General features: G+C 64.4%; 22 protein-coding genes. 5 read left to right on the top strand and 17 right to left on the bottom strand.

The genetic code is table 11. The features are described from left to right. Positions 1 to 28: 28 nt before the first annotated feature. The 5 genes from HKD46_RS02070 to HKD46_RS02090 form a co-directional block, all read right to left on the bottom strand. Positions 29 to 619 carry a hypothetical protein gene (locus HKD46_RS02070; RefSeq protein WP_039039859.1) on the bottom strand — a complete coding sequence of 197 codons (591 nt, stop codon included), beginning with the start codon at positions 617 to 619 and terminating at the stop codon, positions 29 to 31. A gap of 11 nt (positions 620 to 630) precedes the next feature. Further along, a complete protein-coding gene (locus HKD46_RS02075; RefSeq protein ID WP_010674075.1) occupies positions 631 to 1,977 on the bottom strand; it encodes an MATE family efflux transporter in 1,347 nt (448 codons plus the stop codon). A gap of 122 nt (positions 1,978 to 2,099) precedes the next feature. Next, complete coding sequence (locus HKD46_RS02080; RefSeq protein WP_171864858.1) at positions 2,100 to 3,923, bottom strand: SulP family inorganic anion transporter; 1,824 nt, start codon at positions 3,921 to 3,923, stop codon at positions 2,100 to 2,102. 70 nt (positions 3,924 to 3,993) lie between these two features. Next, complete coding sequence (locus HKD46_RS02085) at positions 3,994 to 4,578, bottom strand: nucleotidyltransferase family protein (RefSeq protein WP_171864859.1); 585 nt, start codon at positions 4,576 to 4,578, stop codon at positions 3,994 to 3,996. After that, a complete protein-coding gene (locus HKD46_RS02090; RefSeq protein ID WP_041212700.1) occupies positions 4,568 to 4,825 on the bottom strand; it encodes a GNAT family N-acetyltransferase in 258 nt (85 codons plus the stop codon). The genes HKD46_RS02085 and HKD46_RS02090 overlap by 11 nt, the downstream gene beginning before the upstream one ends. A 154-nt stretch (positions 4,826 to 4,979) precedes the next feature. Between HKD46_RS02090 and cysM the strand changes: the two genes are divergently transcribed. Next, positions 4,980 to 5,870 (top strand): cysteine synthase CysM, encoded by an 891-nt coding sequence (gene cysM, locus HKD46_RS02095; protein ID WP_010674079.1) that lies wholly within the window; start codon positions 4,980 to 4,982, stop codon positions 5,868 to 5,870. 15 nt (positions 5,871 to 5,885) lie between these two features. Here the strand turns inward: cysM and HKD46_RS02100 are convergent, their stop codons facing one another. From HKD46_RS02100 to HKD46_RS02115, 4 genes are read right to left on the bottom strand one after another with little or no spacing between them, the layout of a single operon-like run. Beyond that, entirely contained in the window at positions 5,886 to 7,070 is a 1,185-nt protein-coding gene (locus HKD46_RS02100; RefSeq protein WP_171864860.1) for an iron-containing alcohol dehydrogenase, read from the bottom strand. Positions 7,071 to 7,086: 16 nt separating this feature from the next. After that, positions 7,087 to 7,614: a hypothetical protein gene (locus tag HKD46_RS02105; protein WP_171864861.1), complete on the bottom strand. Its 528-nt coding sequence runs from the start codon at positions 7,612 to 7,614 to the stop codon at positions 7,087 to 7,089. Next, complete coding sequence (locus tag HKD46_RS02110; protein ID WP_171864862.1) at positions 7,604 to 8,194, bottom strand: TetR/AcrR family transcriptional regulator; 591 nt, start codon at positions 8,192 to 8,194, stop codon at positions 7,604 to 7,606. Before HKD46_RS02110 ends, HKD46_RS02105 begins: the two co-directional genes overlap by 11 nt. Positions 8,195 to 8,202: 8 nt before the next feature. After that, positions 8,203 to 9,633, bottom strand: coding sequence for a coniferyl aldehyde dehydrogenase (locus HKD46_RS02115; protein WP_171864863.1), 1,431 nt, complete (start codon positions 9,631 to 9,633; stop codon positions 8,203 to 8,205). Positions 9,634 to 9,845: 212 nt separating this feature from the next. Between HKD46_RS02115 and HKD46_RS02120 the strand changes: the two genes are divergently transcribed. Further along, complete coding sequence (locus HKD46_RS02120) at positions 9,846 to 10,139, top strand: hypothetical protein (protein ID WP_010674084.1); 294 nt, start codon at positions 9,846 to 9,848, stop codon at positions 10,137 to 10,139. A gap of 54 nt (positions 10,140 to 10,193) precedes the next feature. On the opposite strand, the gene HKD46_RS02125 is transcribed toward HKD46_RS02120, so the two are convergent. The 8 genes from HKD46_RS02125 to HKD46_RS02160 all read right to left on the bottom strand — a co-directional run bounded on the left by HKD46_RS02125 (position 10,194) and on the right by HKD46_RS02160 (position 18,214). Next, positions 10,194 to 10,643: a C40 family peptidase gene (locus tag HKD46_RS02125; RefSeq protein ID WP_029314241.1), complete on the bottom strand. Its 450-nt coding sequence runs from the start codon at positions 10,641 to 10,643 to the stop codon at positions 10,194 to 10,196. A 106-nt stretch (positions 10,644 to 10,749) separates the two neighbouring features. After that, positions 10,750 to 11,664 (bottom strand): hydrogen peroxide-inducible genes activator, encoded by a 915-nt coding sequence (locus tag HKD46_RS02130; RefSeq protein WP_010674086.1) that lies wholly within the window; start codon positions 11,662 to 11,664, stop codon positions 10,750 to 10,752. Between the two features lie 297 nt (positions 11,665 to 11,961). Next, positions 11,962 to 12,927, bottom strand: a complete 966-nt coding sequence (locus tag HKD46_RS02135; RefSeq protein ID WP_010674087.1) for an alpha-L-glutamate ligase-like protein — start codon at positions 12,925 to 12,927, stop codon at positions 11,962 to 11,964. 3 nt (positions 12,928 to 12,930) lie between these two features. Beyond that, positions 12,931 to 14,469 (bottom strand): inactive transglutaminase family protein, encoded by a 1,539-nt coding sequence (locus tag HKD46_RS02140; protein ID WP_010674088.1) that lies wholly within the window; start codon positions 14,467 to 14,469, stop codon positions 12,931 to 12,933. A gap of 3 nt (positions 14,470 to 14,472) precedes the next feature. Further along, on the bottom strand, positions 14,473 to 15,231 hold the full coding sequence (locus HKD46_RS02145; RefSeq protein ID WP_010674089.1) for an ATP-dependent zinc protease: 759 nt from the start codon (positions 15,229 to 15,231) through the stop codon (positions 14,473 to 14,475). 82 nt (positions 15,232 to 15,313) lie between these two features. After that, positions 15,314 to 16,291, bottom strand: a complete 978-nt coding sequence (cmoB, locus tag HKD46_RS02150) for a tRNA 5-methoxyuridine(34)/uridine 5-oxyacetic acid(34) synthase CmoB (protein WP_171864864.1) — start codon at positions 16,289 to 16,291, stop codon at positions 15,314 to 15,316. A 3-nt stretch (positions 16,292 to 16,294) separates the two neighbouring features. Beyond that, the gene (gene cmoA, locus HKD46_RS02155; protein WP_010674091.1) at positions 16,295 to 17,032 is read right to left on the bottom strand and encodes a carboxy-S-adenosyl-L-methionine synthase CmoA; all 738 of its coding nucleotides are present in this window, start codon (positions 17,030 to 17,032) and stop codon (positions 16,295 to 16,297) included. 333 nt (positions 17,033 to 17,365) lie between these two features. Continuing rightward, positions 17,366 to 18,214 carry a DUF72 domain-containing protein gene (locus tag HKD46_RS02160; RefSeq protein ID WP_010674092.1) on the bottom strand — a complete coding sequence of 283 codons (849 nt, stop codon included), beginning with the start codon at positions 18,212 to 18,214 and terminating at the stop codon, positions 17,366 to 17,368. A gap of 428 nt (positions 18,215 to 18,642) precedes the next feature. Here HKD46_RS02160 and aspS point away from each other — a divergent pair, with 428 nt between their 5' ends. From aspS to HKD46_RS02175, 3 genes are all read left to right on the top strand, one after another. Further along, positions 18,643 to 20,409, top strand: a complete 1,767-nt coding sequence (gene aspS, locus HKD46_RS02165) for an aspartate--tRNA ligase (RefSeq protein WP_045525291.1) — start codon at positions 18,643 to 18,645, stop codon at positions 20,407 to 20,409. Between the two features lie 100 nt (positions 20,410 to 20,509). After that, entirely contained in the window at positions 20,510 to 21,250 is a 741-nt protein-coding gene (locus tag HKD46_RS02170) for a YebC/PmpR family DNA-binding transcriptional regulator (protein WP_010674094.1), read from the top strand. Between the two features lie 516 nt (positions 21,251 to 21,766). Then, positions 21,767 to 23,392, top strand: a complete 1,626-nt coding sequence (locus HKD46_RS02175; protein ID WP_041212708.1) for a phosphoethanolamine transferase — start codon at positions 21,767 to 21,769, stop codon at positions 23,390 to 23,392. Positions 23,393 to 23,459: the final 67 nt, after the last annotated feature.

The raw sequence follows: 23,459 nt of genomic DNA on the forward strand, positions 1-23,459 counted from the left end.
GGCCCCTGACTGGAAACGGGTGAGCCGTTTACTCTTTTTTCTTTTTCTTCTCGGGCAGGGGCTTGCCGTCTCTGGCAATCACCTTGCCCGCCTCGAAACCGATCTGCGCCGCCAGCTCTTCCAGATCCGGCGCCTTGGCCTCGTTGCCGATGGCGTACTGGTAGTTGGCGATGGAGATCTTCTCCGCCACCGGTGTGCCCGGCACGATGGGTTCGCGCCAGCCCTGACCGATGTGGGCCACCAGGGTGCCGTTCATGATGAGCTCGCCGACGATCTCCTGGGTGGGGATGCCCTTGCCATAGGTGAGGCCCTGCGGGTGCTTCTTGCCGACCAGGGGCTCTTGGCTTGCGGGCATCAGCTTGGTGCGGATCAGCCACTTGGGCGATTTGGTTTTGCCCACCGCCTTGCCGGTCTGGTACTCGTTGATCTTGATGGTCTTGATCATCTGGGCCGTGAACTCCTTGGTCAGGGCCTTCTGGGCTTCGCTGGTCTCGTCGATGACGATGGGGGCCACATACCAGGTCTGGGGAGCCTGCGCCTTGGGGGTCGCCGGGGCGGTTTGCGCCATGGCGAGCGGGCTGAGCAGGATGGCCGTCAACAAGAGTCCGATTTTCTTCATGGTGATTCCGCTTATGTTTCAACAAGAATTTTGTTTTGCCAGCGACGACTGCGCCAGCGCCAGAACATGGCCAGACCGCGCACCCACTCGTCGCAGGCGAGGGCCAGCCAGATGCCTACCAGGCCATAGCCCTGCATGATACCAAGGAAATAGGCCAGGGGAACGGCAATGCCCCACATGGAGACGAGCGCCATGTAGAGCGGGAAACGGGCATCCCCGGTGGCGCGCAGGGCGTTGATCACCACCAGATTGAAGGTGCGACCGGGTTCGAGGATGAGGCTGATGAGGAAGAGTTGCGCCACCTGGGTGATGATGTCGGCGTCGTCGGTGAACAGGCTGATGATGGCGCGGCCGTTGAGGGCGGCGGCGATGGCGATGGCGGCGGTGACGATGAGGCCGAGTTTCAGGCTCTTCATCAGTTGGCGATAGGCCTGATCGAAGCGTCGGGCCCCCGCCAGGTGGCCGATGATGATCTCGTTGCCAAGGCCGATGGAGAGGCCGAACAGCAGGATGAACAGGCAGATCTGGAAGAAGTAGGACTGGGTCGCCAGCGCCTTGTCACCGAGCAGGCCGACGAAGGCGGTCACCACCATGAACTGCAGCATCCAGGAGAGGTTCTCCCCCGCCGCCGGCAGACCGATGTGCAGCACCTTGTCCAGCATGGCGCGGCTTGGGCGGACGATCTCGGGCAGACGCAGCCGGATGCCGGTCTTGCGCGCCACCAGCCACACCAGCAGCACCACCCCGACGATGCGCCCCGCCACCGTGCTGATGGCGACCCCGGCGACCCCGAGCTGGGGCAGGCCGAACCAGCCGTAGAGCAGCAGCAGGTTGCCGACGAAGGTGATGAGGTTGACGATGAGGGTCACGTACATGGCCTGGCGGGTGTGTCCGTGGGCACGCAGGGTGGCGGCCAGACAGAGGGCCGCCGCCTCCGGCAGCAGGCAAAGCCCGATGATCTGCAGGTAGAGGCTGCCGTCGCTCATCAGGTGGGCAGGCAGGTTCATCAGCGCCAGCATAGTGCCGGCCCCCGCCATGACGCCGACCGCGGCCACCAGTCCCACCAGCAGGTTGAAGCCGATGGCGGTGTGGATGACGACGCGGGCTTTTTCCTTGTCTCCCGCCCCCAGATACTGGGTGATCACCACGCTGGTGCCGATGCTGACGAAGCTGAACAGGGTGATGGCGAGATCGAAGACCTGGTTGCCCACCGCGAGGGCCGCCACCCCCTGATAGGAGACGTGGCCCACCATGAAGGTGTTGAGGGCCCCGGTCAGAAAGTGAAGGGCCAGATCGATGAACAGTGGCCAGGTCAGGGCGAAGAGGGAGCCCGGGCCCGCGTGGGATTGAGTCTGCATGGGATATCCAGGTGCTGGCGATGGCCCTCGTCAGGGCCAACTGGAGGGGCATTTAACACCAAGCGGGGGCGGGGTGCAATCCTGGTCGCAGGAGGAGGGGGCCTGCGACCAGGGGATGTCTCTCAGACCGGCGTGGCGCCGGCCTCCTGCTCGCTGGGGCGGGTGAGGCGCGCCGAGTCGGGCAGGTCGTCATCGTGCGGCCAGCGGGTGAGCAGGGCATCCGTGGTGCTCTCCACCCCCTCGTCGTCCCGGAACACCGGCTCCCGGTAGCAGCGGGTCATGCGCAGGGCCTGGTACATGTCGGGGCAGAGGATGATGCCATCCTCGCCGACCCGGATCCCCGCCTGTTTGAACCACTGGCTCATCTGGCCGTGCCGACCGGCCATTACCATGTGGATGCCGCGCCGCTTGAGCTCCTTGTGCAGCTCTCCCACCATGCTCATGACGCTGATGTCCTGATGGGTGAAGCAGGCCACCGCATCCACCACCAGGCACCTGGGATTGTGGGGATCCTGCACCAGGAGCGCCAGCACCCGCCGCTTGAAGTAGGGGGCGTTGAAGTAGGTGAGCGGGGAGTTGAAGCGGTAGACCAGGATGCCGGGAATCGCCTTGGCCTGCTCGTTGTCTCCCAGGGTGCGCACCACGCCCTCGTCGTCCATGCCGAGCAGCTGGTCGGTGGGGCGCATCACGTTGCGCAGGAACTGGAATAGCCCCAGCAGGACCGCGAGGGTGATGCCCGGAATGACCCCCATGGTGAGCACGCTGACAAAGGTCACCAGGGCGAGCCAGAAGGCGGCGCGGTCCGAGTGGCGCAGCGCCCAGAGGCCGCGAAAATCTGTCAGCGACAGGGAGGCCATCACCAGCACCACGCCGAGGGCGGCGGTGGGGATGTATTGCAGCGGCGCCGTCAGGTAGAAGGTGACCAGGGCGATGACGGCGGCGGCGATGATGGAGACCAGCTGGCTTTTGCCGCCGTTGGCGTCGTTGACCGCGGTGCGCGAATCCGCCCCGCTGATGGCAAACCCCTGGGAGGCGGCCGCCGCCAGGTTCGCCATGCCCAGCGCCCTAAACTCCTTGTCCGCATCAATCTCGTAGCCGTTCTTGGCGGCAAAGCTGCGGGCGGTGAGCATCATGGAGACGAAGCTCACCATGGCGAGGTTGAGGGCGGGCAGCACCAGCTCACGGATAAGCCCGGGGGGAAAGTCCGGCATCTGGAAGGCGGGCAGCCCCGAGCCGATGGTCCCCAGGGTGGCGATGTCGACGCGGCCGAGATTGAACAGCCACACCAGGGCCGCCGTCACCACCATGGCCACCATGGAGGAGGGCCAGGCCGGCTTGTAGCGCTTGGCCAGCAGCAGGGTGAGCAGAGCGGTCAGGCTCATGGCCAGGGTGGGCAGATGGGTCTGGGTAATGTAACTGGTGCCGTTCAGGATCCGCTCTATCAGGTAGCGCTCGCTGAAGGTGAAGCCGAAGATCTTGGAGAGCTGGCCCACCATGATGGTGATGGCCACCCCGTTGAGCAGCCCCATCAGGATGGGGCGGGAGAGAAAGTCTGCCAGCACCCCCAGCTTGAAGCGGCTGGCGATGAGGCACCAGAAGCCGGTCATGGCGGTCATGGTCATCACCAGTTGCCAGTGACGGGTGGGATCCCCGGCGGCGAGCGGCGTTACCACGGCGGCGATCACCGCGCAGGTGGCGGCATCCGGACCGACGATGAGCTGACGGGAGGTGCCAAAGAGGGCATACACCACCATGGGCAGGATGCAGGAGTAGAGGCCGACGATGGCGCCGACCCCGGCGAGCTCCGAATAGGCGATGGCCACGGGCAGGGCCACGGCCGCGACCGAGAGGCCAGCGCGAAGATCCGGCATCAGCCAGGCCCGCTGGTATTGCAGCAAGGCGGCGAGCCCCGGCAGCCAGCGCTCGAGAGAGAAGAAGTCGCGCATTATTTAACCCATTGAGTTACAAACATCTTTTTCTTAGTGTGCCCAAGGTCGTCGGCCCTTTGCAATCCGCTCATGGCCAGTTCACCACAAGGTCAGGCCAGATGCGTTGCCACTCCTTGGCCCTGACCCGTTCGCTAAAGATACGGCTCTCCTGGCGACAGCGCGGATTGGGGCTCACCACCAGGGACCAGTTGGGGGCAAAGCCGTAGGGGGCCAGCCACTCGAACTCATCATCTGCCAGCAGGCGGACCCCGATGCAGGTGGGTATCTCCACCCAGTGGCTGAGGGCCGAGAGCGAGCTGGCAAAAGGAGGCACCTGCTGGCGCAGATGCATGCGGGCCTGGTTGCGCACCTCCCACAACTGGCCAGGCATCCTGGCGGCGAGCCAGGCTTCGTGATCGGCCTCCTTCAATCCAGTCGGATCAGCGCTGTCCAGATAGATAAGGTCGATGTCGTTGAGCGGGGTGGATTCGGCCTTGTGATGGAGGTGATCCCAGATGAGGCTGCGCACAAACCCCGCCCCCAGAGCCCAGTCGGGCAGGGCCAGCTCCCGCGCAGCCCGGAGGCAATCCATGCGCGGGTGATCAGCCCGCAGCAGGGCCTCGGTGCAGGCCCGCAGGTGCGCCTCCCGCAGCGCCGCGGCGTCAACCGGCATTGCGGCGCAACCAGACGTCGATGTAGCTGCAGCTCGGCACTATGGTGAGCCCCTCAGAGAGGGTCCAGTCGTAGAAGCGGCGGGCCAGCTTGTCGGCAATCCCCTGTCCGCGCAGCTCGGGGGGAACCTGGGTGCTGTAGGCGTCCACCGTGGTGGCGTCCAGCCGGCGATAGGCAAGGCGGGAGAGCTTGCCGTCCACGGTGCAGACAAACTGCTGCTGATCGGCCTGGTGAAGGATGTCGCTCATCGGGAGTCCTCTCTGGGTGAATGGGAAGATCAGAACATGGCGGACAGGGTTTGCCAACGCCATTCTTTGCGCCCATGGCGGGCTCGCTTACACTGGCCGGCCTGCGAATGGTCGCAAGGCAAGGTATAGAACATTGAGAGAGGATGGATCCGTCATGGCCTTCGCCACCCTGGACGATCTGATAGGCAACACCCCGCTGCTGGCGCTGCGCCGCATCAATCCGCACCCCGGCGTCACCCTGCTGGTGAAGCTGGAGGGCAACAACCCCGCCGGCTCCGTCAAGGACAGGGCGGCGCTGAACCTCATCAGGCAGGCAGAGGCGAGTGGTCACTTAGCCCCAGGAGCCCGGCTCATCGAGGCCACCTCCGGCAATACCGGCATCGCGCTGGCCATGGTGGCGGCGTCCCGGGGTTACCGGATGCGGCTCATCATGCCGAGCAACATGAGCCAGGAGCGGCGCGACGCCATGCAGGCCTACGGCGCCGAGCTGGTGCTGGTGGAAGAGGGCATGGAAGCGGCGCGAGACCTCGCCCTGGCCATGCAGGCGCGGGGGGAAGGACTGGTGCTCGATCAGTTCAACAACCCCGCCAACCCGGATGCCCACTACCGCTCCACCGGCCCCGAGATCTGGCGCCAGAGCGGCGGGGCGGTCACTCACTTCGTCTCGGCCATGGGCACCACGGGCACCATCATGGGGGTCTCCCGCTACCTCAAGGAGCAGAACCCGGCGGTGGCGGTGATCGGCCTGCAACCGGCCGAGGGGAGCCAGATCCCCGGCATTCGCCGCTGGCCCGAGGCCTACCGGCCCGCCATCTTCGAGCCTGCGCGGGTCGATGGGGTGCTGGATGTGACACTGGAAGAGTCCCTCGTCATGATGCGCCGCCTGGCGCGGGAGGAGGGGATCTGCTGCGGTGTCAGCTCGGGTGGCGCGGTGGCCGGGGCCTTGCGGGTGGCGGCGGAGATCGGGCAGGGGGTGGTGGTGGCGATCATCTGCGATCGGGGGGATCGCTATCTCTCCACCGGGGTCTTCACCCCCGATGTCTGACGGGCAAGGGGCCCGTTACTCCCAGGCCCGCTCCAGCAGGACCAGCAACTGGTCCCTGTCCGCATCCTTGCGGCTGTAGAGCAGGGCGCCGTCGTTGATGGCGAGATCCCGGATCCCGGGCAGCAGCGTCTTGTCGGTGAGGCCCGCCTCCCGCAGGGTGCGGGGCAGCTTGACCGTCTGCCACAGGGTATCGCGCAGTGCCTGCAACGCCTCGATGGTGGCCTGGGGTCTCCCCTCGGCCGGGGTCGCGGCAAAGCGCTCCGGCCCCACCAGGGGCAGCAGCAGGCGGGCCAGCTCGGGGTCGATGCCGGGCCGGTTGTAGTCGAGCACGGTGGGCAGGAAGAGGTTCATACAGAGGCCATGGGGCAGGTGGCAGCGCGCCCCCAGACTGTGGCCGAGGGCGTGCACCAGCCCCACCATGGAGTTGGAAAACGCCATGCCCGCCAGGGTGGAGCCCTCTGCCAGTTGCAGCCGCAGGCCCTTGTCCGTCGGGTGGGCCAGCACCCTGGGCAGGGCGGTGGCAATCTTCTCCACTGCCATCAGGGCCAGGGCGTCACTGACCGGGTTCTTGCCGTTGCCGATGAAGGCCTCGATGGCGTGGGTCATGGCATCCATGGCGGTGGCGGCGGTGATGGGCAGCGGCAGCCCCAGGGTGAAGCGGGGATCCAGCACCGCCAGCCGGGGCAGCAGGAAGGGGGAGGTGAAGGGCACCTTGCGCCCGCTCCCTTCGTCCTTGATCACCGCCACCAGGGTCACTTCGGAGCCGGTCCCCGCCGTGGTGGGGACCACCGCCAGGGGGTTGAGGGGACGGGTCAGGCAATCCGCTCCGGCATAGTCGAGCAGCCGCTCGCCCCCCAGGGTCGCCAGTATGTTCACCGCCTTGGCGGTGTCGATGACGGAGCCGCCGCCAAGGGCGAGCAGGCTGTCACAGCCCAGCTCCCGGTAGTGGCGGGCGATCCGCTCCACCACGGCGGTGGAGGAGTCTGCCGGGATCTCGTCCCAGATGGCGGCGACCGGCAAGGCCCCTTCGGCCATCACATCGGCCAGCAGGGTGGCGAGCCCGCTGCCGCTGACCCCCTTGTCGGTGAGCAGCAGCGGGCGGCCAGCTCCCAATCCCCTCAAGGCATCCGGCAACTGTTCCAGCGCCTGCTCCCCCGCCATCAGCTTGACCGGGCAGAAAAAATCGTAATAACGGCTCATCCCGTTCTCCTCGTGTTCAACCGGTCAGCAGACCCAGATAGATGTGGCAGGCCCGCGCGAGCTTGCGATGCGGGTCCGGGTAGTGGCGAAGCAGGGGCCGCGCGATGAAGGCGGGCAGGATCAGGCTCTGCAACTGCTCAAGCGCTCGCACCAGGTGCATGGCCGCGTCGAGATCCCCCTCCACCAGCAGCCGGTTTTCGCAAAAGGCCTGGTTGATGCCGAGGCGAAAACTGAGGGCGCGAAAGGCGATGGCGGGGTGCTTGAAGCGCACCCGCAGGAGGTGGTGGCTGTCATGGGCACAGGTCGAGTGCGCCCTGCCAGCCTCCTCACCGCAGTGCCAGCGCCCCGCGAACTTGTAGAGACTCAGCCCCCGGGTCATGCCGCTTACCTCCAGCCTGATGGTGAGGCCGTCCGGCAGGGGGGCAAGCTCGCGGCGCACCGCCTCGTCGACCCGGGCGGCGCGGCACAGGGTGCGGCCGATGATCCAGAGCAGGCTGCCAATCCAGAGGCGTCTGCCGGTGGCAAGCAGGGTGTCAGGGCGCATGGGAACCTCCGCTGATGGCGGACCAGAAGAGGGTGAAGGCGCTCTCCTGCCAGTGGGGGTCTTCTCCCAGTTCAGGCTGATCGACAAAGAGGGAGGCGCAGGCCAGAAACTGGCCCTGGCACACCTCCAGCATGAGGGCAGGCGGGGCCGACATCAGCTCGCTGCTGGCCTGGCCCCGGGCGAGCAGGCTCGGCAGAAAATGCAGGGTCTCCGCCAGGATCTGGCTGCGCAGGGGGCGGGCCAGCAGGGGGGAGTGGAAAAAGCCCAGCACGAACCTGAGCTCACGGGGGTGGGCCTGCATCCAGCCCATGGCCTGGTGCCAGTAGTGGCGGGCCTGCTCCTGGAGCGGCAGGGCGGCATCGGCCTCGGTGATGGCGGCGCCAAGGCGCAGCTTGATGTCCTGGTAGAGGCTCTGGATCAGCACCTCCTTGCTGGGAAAGTGATGAAACAGGGTGCCATTGGCCACCCCGGCCGCCTTGGCGATGCGGGCGGTGGCGGCGCCCTGCAGGCCATCCTCCGCGCACAGGGCCAGGGCGGCATCCAGGATCTGGCGGCGTTTGTCGGTCATGGTTTCTCGCATCTCGCCTCCTAGCGCAGGAACAGGGCCATCATCAGCCGCTGGTACCAGCGCCGATAGGGGGGGTGAATGAGGGAGCCTGTGCTGAAGCGTCCGCGGCGCAGCACGGTTTTCGCCTTGGAGAAGGTGAGAAACCCCTCGCGGCCGTGATAGTGGCCCATGCCGGAGGGACCGATGCCGCCGAAGGGGGCATCGTCCGCCGCCACCTGGAACAGGCTCTCGTTGATGGCCATGCCCCCGGCGTGGGTCTCCCGGATGAGGCGGCGTTGCAGCGTCTCGTCCAGGCTCATCAGATAGAGCGCCAGGGGGCGGGGCCGGGCCGCCACATAGGCCAGGGCCTCCTCGATGTCGTCATAGGGCACCAGGGGCAGCAGGGGGCCGAAGATCTCCTGCTGCATCACCTGGCAGTGGCCGGGCACCTCGGTCAGCAGGTGGGGCACCAGCTTGCGGGTGGCGTCATCCCGGGCGGGCGTGACGCAGGGGTGGGTCTGGGCGCCGGCCTGCCTCGCCTCTTCCAGCCAGGCGGTGAGCCGCTCGTACTGGGGAGCGTTGATGATGGCGCCATAATCCGGGCTCTCGAGCCCCTGAGGGTAGAGGCGGCGAAAATGGGCCTGATAGGCCTCGATGAAGGCCTGCTCCTGCCCCCTCGGCAGCAGCACGTAGTCGGGGGCCACGCAGATCTGGCCGGCGTTGAGGCTCTTGCCGAAGATCATCCGCTCCACCGCCAGGGCCAGGGGCATGTCGGGGGCGATGAGACAGGGGCTCTTGCCGCCGAGCTCCAGGGTGAGGGGGGTGAGCTGGGGGGCGGCCGCGGCCATCACCAGCCGACCCACCGCCGTGGAGCCGGTGAAGATGAGATGGTCGAAGGGGAGGGCGCTGAAGGCGGCCGCGATCCCCGCATCCCCCTCGATGACCACCACCTCGTCACCGCCGAGGGCCTCATCGAGCAGGGAGCGCAGCACGGCGTTGGTGTGAGGGGTGAGCTCGGAGAGCTTGATCATGGCGCGGTTGCCGGCGGCGAGGGCGCCGATGAGGGGCCCGAGGCTCAGCATCACCGGGAAATTCCAGGGCACCATGATGCCGACCACGCCGAGAGGCTGATAGTGCACCTCGACCCTGGCGGGGGCCAGCAGCAGGCCGGAATGACGGCGCTCCGGTTTCATCCACCCCTTGAGCCGTTTCTGGGTGTAGTTGATCTGCATGACGCAAGGGAGTACATCGGCGATCAGGCTGTCGTAATCGCTGCGCTGGCCGTAGTCCCGGGCCAGGGCCTGACACAGTGCCTGCTTGTGGCGCAGCAGCCCCTGCTTGAGGGCATCAAGTCTGGCGAGGCGGGACGCCAGATCCGGCATGGGGGTGGCCTGGCTGGCCTGCCTGAGCCGATGCAGTTGCTCGGGGAGGGAGAACTTGTCCGGTGAGGCGGGGGTGACGGTGGTGTCCATGGCATGCTCCGCACGAAAAGTGACCGACTGATTAGTCGGTCCAAATCTAGCGATTCGTTGCCGACTTGTAAACCGGGCGAGGGCAGAGGGTGGCTGCCAGTGGGCAGCGTTGTCCGGAACTGTGCCCGGGCTCCCATTTTTGAGGTATCTGGATTGGTCTTCTATCTAATAAGGGGTAATTGTGGGTCACCAACTCGGAGGGAGAACCGCACATGACCAGGGAATTGCATAGCCTGCTGGCCCGGCTGGATGACGTGATCGCGCGCATGCCGGACAGTTTCAATACCTATGAGTTTGCCCAGAAGCTGGCGCTGCAACATCAGCAGGAGTATTTCGCCGCAGGCCACTCCCTGGCGGGCCAGGAGAAGAACCTGCTGCGCCTGCTCCACGAAAAGATTGCCCTGGCGCTGGCGAGCCATGAGGGCGTCATCGAGGGGGCCCTGCTGCCCTGCATGACCCCCTGGGGGGAGCGTGCCACCTCGCCCCGCTGGCACCGCAAGCACTGACCCGACAACAACATGAAAAGGCCCCTCGGGGCCTTTTCATGTTGGGGGTCACACCTACTGGACCAGCCTGCGGGCCTGCCAGTAGCGGCTGTTCCAGTAGACGTTGTCGAGGCGCGAGCGGATCACGCCCTTGCTGGTGGAGGCGTGGATGAACTCACCTGCCCCGGTGTAGACCCCGACGTGGTACTGCTGCCAGCCGGTCTTGAAGAAGACCAGGTCCCCGTGCTGGAGACGGTATCTGTCCACCGGGCGGCCGAGGCTCGCCTGGGATTCCGTGGTGCGGGGCAGGGTGAAGCCCAGGACCTGGCTGTAGGCGAGCTGGGTGAAGGCGGAGCAGTCGAGACCGGCGCGGCTGGTACCGCCCATGCGATAGGGCACGCCGCGCCACTGCTGATAGAAGTTGTCGAATGCGCCGCTCTGGCGCACGGGAGGGGGAGGCTCCGGCGTGCTGGAGCAGGCGGCGAGAAGCAGGGCCAGCAGGGGCAGCAGCAAGGTGCGAAACATCTCAACTCCTTGATAGGGCACGGGGTTCATCATAGACGATGATCCTGCCTGGAACCTGAATGACAACGGCATTGACGAGTGGCCGCCTGTGGGGGCAACCACTGGATCACCCCGCCGGTTTGGGGGTAATGAGCGGCGTCAGCAACTCGGCAATCTTGTAGAAGGTCTGCACCCGCGTGGTGCTGGGGCGCCACACCAGGCCTATCTCCCGATAGGGTTTCTCCCCGGGCAGGGGGATGGCCACCAGGTCCGTGTTGTCGAGGATGCCCGCATCTATGGCCATCTGGGGCAGGAAGGTGGTGCCAAGACCGGCCCCCACCATCTGCACCAGGGTGTGCAGGCTGGTGGCGGCGAACGGGTTGATCTTGCTCTTGTCCCGCAGCCGACAGGCGCTCACCGCGTGCTCCGTCAGGCAGTGCTCCCGCTCCAGCAGGAAGATGCTCTGGTTGGGCAGCTCCTTGTAGTCGAACGGCATGTGCAGGCCCGCCGCCATGTGGGAGGGCATCACCATGTGGAAGGGATCCTGGCCGACGGTCTTGCTGTGGAAGCCGCCGATCTCCACCGGCAGCGCCAGGATCAGCAGATCGAGCTGCCCCTGCTCCAGCTGCTTGAGCAGATTGGTGGTGGTGTCTTCCCGCAGCAGCAGCTCCAGATCCGGATAGGCCTTGCCGCACACCTGCAGCAGCTTGCTCAGCAGGAAGGGGGCGATGGTGGGGATGCAGCCCAGGCGTACCGTGCCGTGCATGACGCCCCCCTGCTGCTGCCCCAGCTCCATCAGATCCCGGGCGTCGGAGAGCAGGTTGCGCGCCCGCGCCACGATCTCCATGCCGACCGGCGTCATGATGAAGCTCTTGTGATCCCGCTCTACCAGTTGCAGGTTCATCATGTCCTCCAGGGTCTGGATCCCGGTACTCAGGGTCGACTGGCTGACATGGCAGGCCTTGGCGGCGCGGTTGAAATTCTTGTGCTCGTCCAGAGCGACCAGATACTGGAGCTGCTTCAGGCTGGGCCAACGTTGCATAGGAGAAACCCGATCGATGCTATCTATTTGATTTGATTAATCTACCATCGAGAAGCCCCGTTGTCGTCGACAAATCGGTGCCCCCTGGCAGGCGCACTGCCTCACGCACATGGGGTGGCCTGCGCCGATGAGCTGGTCACCCCTCATTGGTCAGGAGCTTATCCCCTTGTGCCGCGCCATTGAAGGGGCGCCGCCATGGGATGTGACGGGGATCGGCCTTCGGGCGAGGCGCCCTGCGCGCAGGAGCGGCCATAAAAAAACGCGCCGGTGGGCGCGTTTTTGCAGAAGGGGGGCGGACTATTCGTCGAAGATACCGAAGTGATCCTTGGCGAAGTTGACCCGCTGCTCCACGTTCATCTTGACCTGACCCAGCTTCTCGATGGTCTTGAGGTTGGGCACCAGGCCGCGACCGTTGGCGATCTGGATGGCAAGGCCCGGACGGGCGTTGAGCTCCAGCAGCATGGGGCCGCGGAACTTGTCCAGCACCATGTCGGTCCCGATGTAGCCAAGACCGGACATCTCGTAGCAGGAGGCCGCCAGGTTGAGCAGGGTGTCCCAGTGAGGCACCTTCAGATCGTAGAGATCCAGGCCGGTGTCCGGGTGGTGGCGCAGCGGGTTGCCAAACTGCACCGCCCGCAGGGCGCGGCCGGTGCGCAGGCACAGGCCCACCCCCACGGCGCCCTGGTGCAGGTTCGCCTTGCCATCGGAAGCCGAGGTGGAGAGGCGCATCATGGCCATCACCGGGAACCCCTTGAAGATGATCACCCGGGCATCGGGGACCCCTTCGAAGGAGTAGCCGTCGAACACGTCGTCGAAGTTGATGAGCCCTTCCACCAGCGCCACGTCGGGCTTGCCGCCGAGGGAATAGAGCCCCGCCAGGATGTTGGAGACATGGCGCTCCAGATCCTGGCCGTTGGCGGCGCTGCCGTTGGGCTTGTAGAAGAGGCCATCCTCCTGGCGCAGGATCACCAGGATCCCCTTGCCGCCGGAGCCGCGGGCCGGCTTGATGCAGAAGCCCGGCCAGTCCTTCACCAGCGCGGTGATGCGAGTCACGTCGTGCTGCTCGCGGATGGTGCCGATGAGTTCAGGCACCGTCACCCCCGCATCCAGCGCGATGCGCTTGGTCTTGAGCTTGTCATCCACCAGCGGATAGAGGCGGCGCGGGTTGTAGCGGCTGATGTAGGAGTGGTTGCGCTTGTTCATGCCGAGGATGCCTGCCTGGGACAGGCTCCACGGACTGGTGTATTTCTGCCAGAACCACATCTGTTACTTGTCCTTACCCGGGGTGGCACCAGACTTCATCTCGTCCACCAGCGGCTTGAAGCGCTTGAGCTCGCTCAGCTTGTAGCCGGTGTAGTTACCCATCAACAGCACGGTCGCCATCAGCACCAGCTGCAGGCCGAGGAAGTTGAAGGTGAGGTGACGAATGAGCTCGTTGTCCATGGCCAGGTAGGCGATGACCGCCACCAGCAGGGAGCCGCCGCCCTGGCGGAACACCTCTTTGGGACCCTCTTCTTCCCACAGGATGGACATGCGCTCGATGGTCCAGGAGAGGATGATCATCGGGAAGAAGGTGATCTTCATGCCGTCGGTCAACCCCAGCTTGAAGGCGAACGCCGAGAAGATGCCGATCATCGAGATCACCATGATGATGATCGCCGATATTCGGGCGACCAGCAGCAGGTTCAGCCTCGAGAGGTAGGAACGGATCACCAGGCCGGTGCCGACGATCAGCAGGAAGCCGATGAGGCCGGTGACCAGCGAGGTCTGGATGAAGGCGACCGCGATCAGCACCGGCATGAAGGTGCCGGAGGTCTTGATCCCCACGATGACCCGCAGGAACACCACCATCAGCACGCCGATGGGGATGAGCAGCAGACCCTTGAACAGGGCTTGCTCTTCCAGGGGCAGGCTGTGGATGGAGAAGTTCATCATCTCGGATTTTTCGAACTTCTGGGCCAGGGCCACGTTGACCGGTTGCTCCTGCTCGATCATCGAGAAGGTGACGCGGGAGTTGTGACCGCCGGTGACGTCCAGGAGGGCGCCGGAGTTGTACTCCCACAGCAGCAGGTTGGCCGGTTGACCCTGTTCACCGCTTTGCGGGTTGAACAGCTTGTAGTCGGTCGGGCTGTTGAAGACCTGCAGGTAATCCACCAGCTCCTGACGGCGGCGGCCATCTTCCAGACTGAGGGCGTGAACCACCCGGGCCGGGACGTCCGCGTTGTTGAGCAGCTCGGCAATCAGATTGGCGCGGCTCTTGTGGGACTTGAGCAGCTCGGCGTTCTGTTCCTGCTTCTCGATCTCCTTGATGATCTCGCGGGTCAGGGTGTAGCCGTCGGCGGAGCGCTCCTGGGCGCGCTCCAGGATCTGCTTCATGGCCGTGGCGTAGGGCTCGCTCTCGATCTGCTTCTCGATAGCGGGCGGCTGCGGGTTGGCGGCGGGCTTGGCATGGGCATCGGCCATCATGTCGACCCGGTAGTAGAGCTCCTGACGGCCGGAGGCGGTGCGGATGGACCACTCGGCGCGGGCATCCCCGTCTTTTTCCACGAACGACAGGCCATAGCCCGGGCTCGCGGCGTTCTCGTTCATCAGGGTGAAGCCGGGCTGGGTGCCCGGAATGGCCAGGGAGGCGATGACCGGCTCACCGGTGGCCTCGAACTCGAGCTTGGCTTCGATGGACCAGATCTGGCGCTTTTCACCCGGCGTGAGCGGGACGTCCAGCGCGATGTGATGATAGAAGGTCATCCCCAGGCCGACGATGTAGAGCAGGGCGACCAGCAGATAGAACGGCTTACGGGAAACCATGGATTATTTCACATCCTTGAGCTTGGGTTTGGGTTGGATATATTCGCGGGCCACGTCGACCACGGCGATGTCTTTGAGGAATTCACGGCCCAGCAGCACGGGGAAGGTCATGTCGCTGCGGTCCTTCAGGGTAAATTCGGCCTTCTCGGTCATGTCGCCGATGCGTACGGCGAGGCGAACCACGGGGCGACGGTCGAGATCGTCGGCGGAAGCCTGACGGACCCGCACGTGACGCACCAGGGGCGCTTCAATCTGGATCTTGTCGTCCATCTCCTGGTGGCTCAGGAAGAAGCGCACCCAGTTCTTGCCGTTGCGCTCGAAGATGGTGATCTCCTGAGCGCTGATGGAGGAGGTGGTGGCGCCGGTGTCGACCCGGGCCTGGAAGGCGTCGTTGGCGGCGTCAACCCAGATCCACTCCGCTTCACCCACCAGCAGCTTGCCATCGACGGTGTGGCCCTGGCTCGGCGCCGGGCACTTCTCGGTGGGAATGGGCATGGCCTTGGGCGGCTCGGGAGGCAGGGTAGCCAGCTTGCTGTCGACTTTCTTCACGGACTCTTTCATGTTGGTGACATCGGTGTTGAGCTGAACCAGCAGGTGCTGTTGCTGCACATACTGCTTCTGTTGCTGTTCCATGGATGTTTGCAGACGTTGCTCGCTCAACGAGATCTCGTTGCGCAGCTCGGCCAGCGTCAGGGTCGGGGCCGGGGGTGCTTTTTCCATACTGACACACCCGCCGAGACTGAGCAGGGAGAGCAGGGTCATTCCTTTTAATTTGCTTTTCATGTCATTCATTTAACTGTGCTTCCTGGAATTGGGTCAGTGTAACTTCCACAGCCGCCATCGGCTAGTCTTTGGCCTTTCTGGCGATCAGTACGGCACGTTTGGGTGCCGGGTATCCTTCGACCGTGAGTGTAGGATTGTGTGGATCCAGATAGTCACTCAGGGACTCGTTAATCATCCAGTCGGTACGACGCTGTTCGTCGGTGCTGGTCATATTCTCGTCGACGATGCGCACATCGGTGAACCCGCAGCGCTCGACCCAGCGTGTGAGGGCCGCGCTCGAGGGGAGGAACCAGACGTTGCGCATCTTGCCGTAGCGATCGGAGGGCATCAGCACCTGGTTTTCGTCGCCGTCCACCACCAGGGTCTCTAGCACCAGCTCCCCATCGTCTTTGAGCTGGTTGCGCAACTGCTCGATGTGCTCGATGGGGGACTTGCGATGATAGAGCACCCCCATGGAGAAGACGGTGTCAAAGGCGCGCAGCGCCGGCAGCTCCTGGATACCGAGCGGCAGCAGGTGGGCGCGCTGGTCGTTGCCTGCGAAGTGGCGAATGGCTTCGAACTGGCAGAGGAACAGCGGGCTCGGGTCGATGCCGACCGCCAGTTTCGCCCCTTCCCCCACCATGCGCCAGAGGTGGTAGCCGCTGCCGCAGCCCACGTCCAGCACGTAGCGGCCCTGGAGCGGGCTGATGTGGGGCAGCACCCGATCCCACTTCCAGTCGGAGCGCCACTCGGTGTCGATGTGGATGCCGTGCACATGGAAGGGGCCCTTGCGCCAGGGCATGAGCTGGCGCAACAGGCTCTCGGTCTTCTTGCGCTCACCCTCTCCCAGGCTATCGGGGCCGCCGATGGCGACCCGCTCTTTGAGCTCGATCCGGTCGGGGGCCACGACGGGCAGCTTGGCGAGGGCGCGGTTCCAGCGCGGCAGATCCCCGTGCAGGTTGTCGTGCTGCCAGGCGTGCAGCTGGGCGGGCAGGGTGTGCAGCCAGTGGCTCAACCGGTTCTTGGCGATCAGTTGATAAAAATGGGCGAAATCGATCATGGCTTAGTTGGTGTCGCTGGCTTTGATGGCAATCATGGAGCCGAAGTTGAAGCACTGGAACCAGAGGTCCAGGTGGGTGAAGCCGGCGTCCCGCAGGCGCGCCTGATGAACCGCCAGGGTGTCGGTGCGCATCACGTTCTCAAGGGCGGTGCGCTTCTGGCTGATTTCCAGCTCGCTGTAGCCGTTGGCCCGCTTGAAGTCGAGGTGCAAGTCGATGAGCAGCTCGTTGACCTGCTCGTCATCGAAGCGGAACTTCTCGCTCAGGATGAGGATGCCGCCGGGGCGCAGGCCGTCAAAGATGCGCGCGATGAGGGCGGCCCGCTTCTCGGGGGCGACGAACTGCAGGGTGAAGTTGAGCACCACCACCGAGGCGTTCTCGATGGGGATGTCGCAGATGTCCGCCTCCACCAGCTCCACCGGTACCTCGGATTTGAAACCGGAGAGGTGGGCGCGGGCACGCTCGATCATGGGGTGGGAGAGATCCACCGCCGTGATCTGGCAGCCGGGCTGGGTGACGTGGCGGCGCATGGCCTGGGTCGCGGCGCCGAGGGAGCAGCCGAGATCGTAGAGGCGGCTCTGGGGCTGGGCGTAGCGGGCGGCCATCATGCCGATGGCGGAGATGATGTTGCTGTAACCGGGCACCGAGCGCTGGATCATGTCGGGGAAGACGTCGACGACCTGCTCGTCAAAGCAGAAGTCTCCCAGACGGGCGATGGGGGCGGCAAAAATCTGATCGTGCATGCTGACGCAACCTGACAGCCGGTGTGGTGGGCGGCTGTTTTATTCAATTGAATCTTGGGTGGACGGGCATCGAAATGGCGTCGTCACCGGTTGACGAACGGGGTGGCTTGCTCCGGGATCCTTCGGGCTGCCCCTGTTCGCAACGGGCCATGGTCCGGGCCCTCAGGGTGCCGGGCTGGGGTGGGCAACGCATTGCCATGCACCCAGGCCCGGGACCTTACTTGGGGCGCTAGTGTAGAGGAAAGGCGGGCGTTTGTCTTGACGCCAACCCCGGTGGGACCACAAAAAAAGCGGCTTTTTTTGGGGATGGAGAAGGGGCGGGGAGGGGGCCGCTCAAAAGGGCAGCACCCCCTGGCGGGCGCGATCGTTTTCTCCCGGCCAGGGGGCCATCTCCTGGCCGAGCAGGCGGCTGATCTGCCGTGCGAGTTCGGGGGCCCGGGCATTGTCGGCGGTGTGAACAAAGAGGTAGAGATCCTTGCCCTCCTGAAGCCATTGTTTCCAATGTGGCAACCATGGTGGCAAAAATGGGTGATTGTCCTCGATTTGAGGCAAACCAATCAGGCGCACCACCGGGGCACCCCCCGTGGCCAGCAGATGGACCGGCAACCTGGGTTTCTTGCCCTGGGCATCGATCATGGCGGCCGTGGTGGCGGGCACCGAGAAGAGCGGGCGGCTGTCGAGCATGATGCGATTGATGCCCCGCGCCATCAGCATCCGGTTGAGGGCCCGTTCCGCCTCCCCCTTGGCGAAGAAATCGGGGTGGCGCACCTCGAGGGCATAGGTGAAATCCTGGGGCAGCCGCGCGAAGAAGGCATCCAGACGGGCCAGCCCCTCTGGCCCGAAGCGGGCGGGCAGTTGCAGCTTGAGCAGCCCCAGCTTGTCATGCAGGGGGGCCAGCAGGCGGATGAAGGCCGTCACCTGTTTGTCCGCGCTCACCAGATCGCTCTGGTGGCTGATCTCCTTGGGAAACTTGAAGCTGAAGCGAAAGTGGTCGGGGACCGCATCGGCCCAGCGCTGCACCGTCTCCGGGGTCGGCGAGGCGTAGAAGGTGGTGTTGCCCTCCACGGAGTTGAACACCCGGGCATAGTCGGCGAGGTGCTCGGCGGGCCTGGCATTCATCCCCAGCAACTGGCCGGGCCAGGCCGGGTGTGACCACTGGGGCAGGCCCAAATAGAGGCTCATGATGGTTCCTGTCGGCAGGTTGGCGCACTTTTGCCCTCCTTTTTGCGCCAGAACAACAAAAAACAGGGTAAAGGGGGCTGCGGGCCATTTTACCCAAATGGAGGTTTTCCTCTATAATGCCAACCCTTTTGTTTGCCACATTGTCGTAATGCGCGCGACCGAGCCCCCGGGTGACGATGATCGCGGCCCGGCAGTGGCCAGACAACGACGCCAGCCGATACCCCGGCGCCCACTCGTCATCCCGGTCGGGAGCGGGGGCATGCCTGGGGCGGCGGCAAGAATCCGGCTCGGGGAGCCGGATGACCCGAGACAGATTTCAAACCGGGCAAGAAGCAGGATCTGGCCAGCTGTGAGACAGACGGTGCTTGCCAGTCGTGCCCGGCGACCCAGGATGAACCGTCTCTCTACCATTTCGAAGGAAGAAGTCCATGCGCTCTATCTATTGCGGACAGGTCAATGAGGCCCATGCCGGGCAGACCATTACATTGTGCGGTTGGGTCCATCGTCGTCGTGATCTCGGCGGCCTCATCTTTATCGACATGCGCGACCGCGAGGGCATCGTGCAGGTGTTCTTCGATCCGGACAAGCCGGACGCCTTTGCCCTGGCCTCCGAGCTGCGCGGCGAGTTCTGCATCCAGGTGACCGGCGTGGTGCGTACCCGCCCCGACTCCCAGCGCAACAGCGACATGGCCACCGGTGCCATCGAGGTGTTCGCCCACGAGCTGACCATCATCAACCGTGCCGAGCCGCTGCCCCTTGACTTCAACCAGGTCAACAGCGAAGAGGTGAGCCTCAAGTACCGCTACCTGGACCTGCGTCGTCCCGAGATGGCCAAGTACCTGAAGACCCGTGCCAAGGCCAGTGCCTTCGTGCGCCGCTTCATGGACGAGCACGGCTTCCTCGACATCGAGACCCCGATGCTGACCAAGGCGACCCCGGAAGGGGCCCGTGACTACCTGGTGCCGAGCCGCGTGCACAAGGGCAAGTTCTACGCCCTGCCGCAGTCCCCCCAGCTGTTCAAGCAGTTGCTGATGATGTCCGGCTTCGACCGCTACTACCAGATCGTCAAGTGCTTCCGCGACGAAGACCTGCGTGCCGACCGCCAGCCGGAATTCACCCAGATCGACGTGGAGACCTCCTTCATGACCGCGCCCCAGGTGCGTGAAATCATGGAAGAGATGATCCGCAAGCTCTGGCTGCACATCCTGAACGTGGACCTGGGTGACTTCCCCATCATGACCTTCGACGAAGCCATGCGCCGCTTCGGCTCCGACAAGCCGGACCTGCGTTTGCCCATGGAGCTGGTCGATGTGGCAGATCTCTTGACCGAGGTGGAGTTCGCCGTGTTCGCCGGCCCCGCCAAGGATCCGAAAGGCCGTGTGGCGGCTCTGAAGGTACCGGGCGGCGCGGAGCTCTCTCGCAAGCAGATCGACGAGTACACCAAGTTCGTCGGCATCTACGGTGCCAAGGGCCTGGCCTGGATGAAGGTCAACGAAGCCGGGAGCGGCCTCGAGGGAGTGCAGTCCCCGGTGGCCAAGTTCCTCTCTGACGCCATCGTGCGCGAGATCCTGGCCCGCACCGGCGCGATGGATGGCGACATCATCTTCTTCGGCGCCGACTCCAAGAAAGTGGTGTGCGATGCCATGGGCGCCCTGCGCCTGAAGGTGGGCCGCGATCTGGGCCTGGTGGAGAACGTCTGGAAGCCCCTGTGGGTCATCGACTTCCCCATGTTCGAAGAAGATGGCGAAGGCGGCCTGGCGGCCATGCACCACCCCTTCACCGCCCCGAGCAACCTGGGCCCGGCCGAGCTGAAAGCGAACCCGGTGGGTGCTTACGCCAACGCCTACGACATGGTGATCAACGGCTACGAAGTGGGTGGCGGCTCTGTGCGTATCCACAACAGCGAGATGCAGTCCACCGTGTTCGACATCCTGGGGATCACCCCGGACGAGCAGCGCCTGAAGTTCGGCTTCCTGCTGGATGCCCTGAAATACGGCACCCCGCCCCACGCCGGCCTGGCCTTCGGTCTGGACCGCCTCAGCATGCTGCTGACCGGCACCGACAACATCCGGGATGTCATCGCCTTCCCGAAAACCACGGCGGCCGCCTGTCTGATGACAGACGCCCCGAGCTTTGCCAACCCGGCCCAACTGGGCGAGCTGGCGATTGCGACCACCGTCAAGGGTGACGAATAAGCCGTTATCGGCAACAAAGGCCGCAGCGATGCGGCCTTTCCCGTTTCCCTCTGGGCGCAACCAGTGTTACTGAAATTTCCAACTATAACGGAGAGTCCCTATGGCAGGTCACAGTAAATGGGCCAACATCAAACACCGCAAGGCGGCGCAAGACGCCAAGCGCGGCAAGATCTTCACCAAGCTGATCCGCGAAATCACCACCTCCGCGCGTCTGGGTGATGCCGATCCTGCCAACAACCCCCGCCTGCGTGCGGCGGTGGCGGCAGCCCTGACCAGCAACATGACCCGCGACACCATCAACCGCGCCATCGCCCGTGGGGCCGGCGGCGGTGACGGCGAGCAGCTCGAGACCATCGTGTACGAAGGGTACGGCCCGGCCGGTTCCGCCGTCATGGTGGAGTGCCTGACCGACAACCGCAACCGTACCGTGGCCGAAGTGCGTCACGCCTTCAGCAAGTGCGGCGGCAACCTGGGGACCGACGGCTCCGTGGCCTATCTGTTCACCAAGAAGGGGGTGCTGACCTTCGTGGGCGCCGATGAAGACGCCCTGATGGACGCCGCGCTGGAAGCCGGTGCCGACGACGTGGTGACCGAAGAAGATGGCACCATCGAGGTCTACACCACCCCGAACGACTTCGGCACCGTGCTGGACGGTCTGGAAGCTGCCGGCTTCAAGCCCGAGAGCGCCGAAGTGACCATGATCCCCTCCACCGAGGCGGAACTGGATGCCGAGACCGCGCCCAAGCTGATGCGCCTCATCGACATGCTGGAAGATCTGGACGACGTGCAGGAGGTGTACCACAACGGCTCCATCTCCGACGAGATTGCCGCGACCCTGTGATCCCCCAGTGCAAGGGGAGGGCGACCACAACGGTCCTCTTCCCCTGCTCCGACGAGATTTCCGCGACCCTGTAATTGCCTCTCGGGAACGCTGTGAGACCCAGGGCAAGGGGAGGGCGACCACAACCGTCCTCTCCCCCGGCTCCGGCGAGATTGCCGCGACCCTGTGATCCCCCAGGGCAAGGGGAGGGCGACCACAACGGTCCTCTTTCCCTGCTCCGGCGAGATCGCCGGCCTCTCGCGACCCTGTTCAGGTTCGCGAACACACAGGTGCGACACCTTGTTCACCTTCGCAAAAACGGCAGCCCGGGCTGCCGTTTTTTTATGTGCCAGACCGCGCACCTCCCCTTGTGGTTCGATTTCCTCTCTTAATGTTCGCTTAAGTTTGCCGTCCTAGGATGACCCCGTATCTGGACCTCCCTGGCTCTTGTCCTGTTTTTCAGGGCCGAGCGCCGGGATGGTCACCACGAAGCCTGCTGGCAGGTTGTTAGTTCCACTGGTTTGTCGGAGTCTCTCTATGCGTCTCACTCTGGGAGTGATGAAGGTCAATCTGTTGCTGGTGCTGCTGTTTGCACTGGTCTTCAACTGGCCCATTTTCCTGCACTTTTATCGCATTCTCAGCGCCCTTGAACACGTCAAGGCGGGGTTTGTCCTCTCCATTCCCCTGGTACTGGTGGCGGCCCTCAACGCGGTGTTCCTGCCCTTTACCTTCCGTTATCTGCTCAAGCCCTTTTTCGCCTTGCTCATCCTGACCGGCTCCCTGGTCAGCTACGCCATGCTCAAGTACGGGGTGATCTTCGACATGGGCATGATGCAGAACATCATCGAGACCAACAGCGGGGAGGCGGGCTCCTACCTCAACGGCTCCGTGGTGCTCTGGTTCCTGCTGACCGGCCTGCTGCCGGTGCTGGTCCTGCTGTGGGTGAAGATTGAGTATCCCCGTCCCTGGTACAAGGGACTGGGTCTGCGCCTCGGTTCCATCGCCCTCTCTTTGCTGTTTCTGATGGGGGCTGCCGCCCTTTATTACCAGGATTACGCCTCGGTCGGGCGCAACAACAAGTCCCTCGGCAAGGAGATAGTGCCCGCCAACTATGTGCACGGGCTCTACAAGTACGCCCGGGATGTGGTCTTCGCCACTCCCATTCCCTACCAGCAGATCGGCACCGATGCCAGGGTGATCGGCCAGCATGAGAAGCCGACCCTGATGTTCCTGGTGGTGGGGGAGACGGCCCGCAGCCAGAACTACTCCCTCAACGGCTACAAGAAGGAGACCAACGGCTTCACCGAGAAGGAGGCCAATGTGGTCTCGTTCAGGAACGTGCGATCCTGCGGCACTGCCACGGCGCTCTCCGTGCCCTGCATGTTCTCGAACATGACCCGGCGTGGCTATGACGAGGCCAGGGCCCAGTCCCAGGATGGCTTGCTGGACGTGCTGCAACATGCCGGGATCTCGGTGCTCTGGAAGGAGAACGACGGCGGCTGCAAGGGGGTGTGCAAAAACGTCCCCACCATCGAGATTGAGCCCAAGGCATTCCCCGCATACTGCTCCGGCAATGCCTGTCATGACGAGGTGCTGTTGCAGGGGCTGGATCAGCAGATCGCCGACATGCAGGGCAAGCAGGGCAGCAAGCTGGTGGCCTTCCACCTGATGGGCAGTCACGGCCCGACCTACTATCGTCGCTACCCGGCCGCCGATCGCGTCTTCCTGCCGGACTGCCCGCGCAGCGACATCGAGAACTGCAGCAACGAAGAGCTGGTGAACACCTATGACAACACCATCCGCTACACCGACAAGGTGCTGGCCCAGCTCATCGACAAGCTCAAGAGCCTGGAGAGCCAGTACAACGTGGGGCTGGTCTATCTGTCGGATCACGGCGAATCCCTCGGTGCCATGGGGCTCTATCTGCACGGCACCCCCTACAAGTTCGCACCGGACGATCAGACCCGGGTGCCGCTCCTGACCTGGTTTTCTCCCCAGTTGCAGGCAGACCGTCAGCTCAATCTGGATTGCCTGCAACAGGAGGCAGCCAGCAAGCGCTTCTCCCACGACAACCTGTTCCACTCCATGCTCGGTATCATGGACGTGCAGACCCAGGTCTATGACGGCAAGCTGGATCTGTTCAAACCGTGCCGGGCGGGGTGAACCGGCGAAAACAGACCATAAAAAAACGGCAGCCACTGGCTGCCGTTTTCGTATCCGAAGGGGTAGG

This window comes from Aeromonas sp. TW 6 (assembly GCF_013168745.1).
Taxonomy (GTDB): domain Bacteria; phylum Pseudomonadota; class Gammaproteobacteria; order Enterobacterales; family Aeromonadaceae; genus Aeromonas; species Aeromonas caviae.

Excerpts from the sequence above, each read along its gene's own strand:
- HKD46_RS02120 (WP_010674084.1), top strand. The coding sequence starts at position 9,846 with ATGACCAGGGAATTGCATAGCCTGCTGGCCCGGCTGGATGACGTGATC.
- HKD46_RS02130 (WP_010674086.1), bottom strand. The coding sequence starts at position 11,664 with ATGCAACGTTGGCCCAGCCTGAAGCAGCTCCAGTATCTGGTCGCTCTG.
- HKD46_RS02105 (WP_171864861.1), bottom strand. The coding sequence starts at position 7,614 with ATGCGCCCTGACACCCTGCTTGCCACCGGCAGACGCCTCTGGATTGGC.
- HKD46_RS02175 (WP_041212708.1), top strand. The coding sequence starts at position 21,767 with ATGCGTCTCACTCTGGGAGTGATGAAGGTCAATCTGTTGCTGGTGCTG.
- HKD46_RS02145 (WP_010674089.1), bottom strand. The coding sequence starts at position 15,231 with ATGACCCTGCTCTCCCTGCTCAGTCTCGGCGGGTGTGTCAGTATGGAA.
- HKD46_RS02090 (WP_041212700.1), bottom strand. The coding sequence starts at position 4,825 with ATGAGCGACATCCTTCACCAGGCCGATCAGCAGCAGTTTGTCTGCACC.
- HKD46_RS02080 (WP_171864858.1), bottom strand. The coding sequence starts at position 3,923 with ATGCGCGACTTCTTCTCTCTCGAGCGCTGGCTGCCGGGGCTCGCCGCC.
- HKD46_RS02085 (WP_171864859.1), bottom strand. The coding sequence starts at position 4,578 with ATGCCGGTTGACGCCGCGGCGCTGCGGGAGGCGCACCTGCGGGCCTGC.
- HKD46_RS02135 (WP_010674087.1), bottom strand. The coding sequence starts at position 12,927 with ATGTGGTTCTGGCAGAAATACACCAGTCCGTGGAGCCTGTCCCAGGCA.
- cysM (WP_010674079.1), top strand. The coding sequence starts at position 4,980 with ATGGCCTTCGCCACCCTGGACGATCTGATAGGCAACACCCCGCTGCTG.
- HKD46_RS02070 (WP_039039859.1), bottom strand. The coding sequence starts at position 619 with ATGAAGAAAATCGGACTCTTGTTGACGGCCATCCTGCTCAGCCCGCTC.
- HKD46_RS02100 (WP_171864860.1), bottom strand. The coding sequence starts at position 7,070 with ATGAGCCGTTATTACGATTTTTTCTGCCCGGTCAAGCTGATGGCGGGG.
- cmoA (WP_010674091.1), bottom strand. The coding sequence starts at position 17,032 with ATGCACGATCAGATTTTTGCCGCCCCCATCGCCCGTCTGGGAGACTTC.
- HKD46_RS02170 (WP_010674094.1), top strand. The coding sequence starts at position 20,510 with ATGGCAGGTCACAGTAAATGGGCCAACATCAAACACCGCAAGGCGGCG.
- aspS (WP_045525291.1), top strand. The coding sequence starts at position 18,643 with ATGCGCTCTATCTATTGCGGACAGGTCAATGAGGCCCATGCCGGGCAG.
- HKD46_RS02115 (WP_171864863.1), bottom strand. The coding sequence starts at position 9,633 with ATGGACACCACCGTCACCCCCGCCTCACCGGACAAGTTCTCCCTCCCC.
- HKD46_RS02110 (WP_171864862.1), bottom strand. The coding sequence starts at position 8,194 with ATGCGAGAAACCATGACCGACAAACGCCGCCAGATCCTGGATGCCGCC.
- HKD46_RS02140 (WP_010674088.1), bottom strand. The coding sequence starts at position 14,469 with ATGGTTTCCCGTAAGCCGTTCTATCTGCTGGTCGCCCTGCTCTACATC.
- HKD46_RS02160 (WP_010674092.1), bottom strand. The coding sequence starts at position 18,214 with ATGAGCCTCTATTTGGGCCTGCCCCAGTGGTCACACCCGGCCTGGCCC.
- cmoB (WP_171864864.1), bottom strand. The coding sequence starts at position 16,291 with ATGATCGATTTCGCCCATTTTTATCAACTGATCGCCAAGAACCGGTTG.
- HKD46_RS02125 (WP_029314241.1), bottom strand. The coding sequence starts at position 10,643 with ATGTTTCGCACCTTGCTGCTGCCCCTGCTGGCCCTGCTTCTCGCCGCC.
- HKD46_RS02075 (WP_010674075.1), bottom strand. The coding sequence starts at position 1,977 with ATGCAGACTCAATCCCACGCGGGCCCGGGCTCCCTCTTCGCCCTGACC.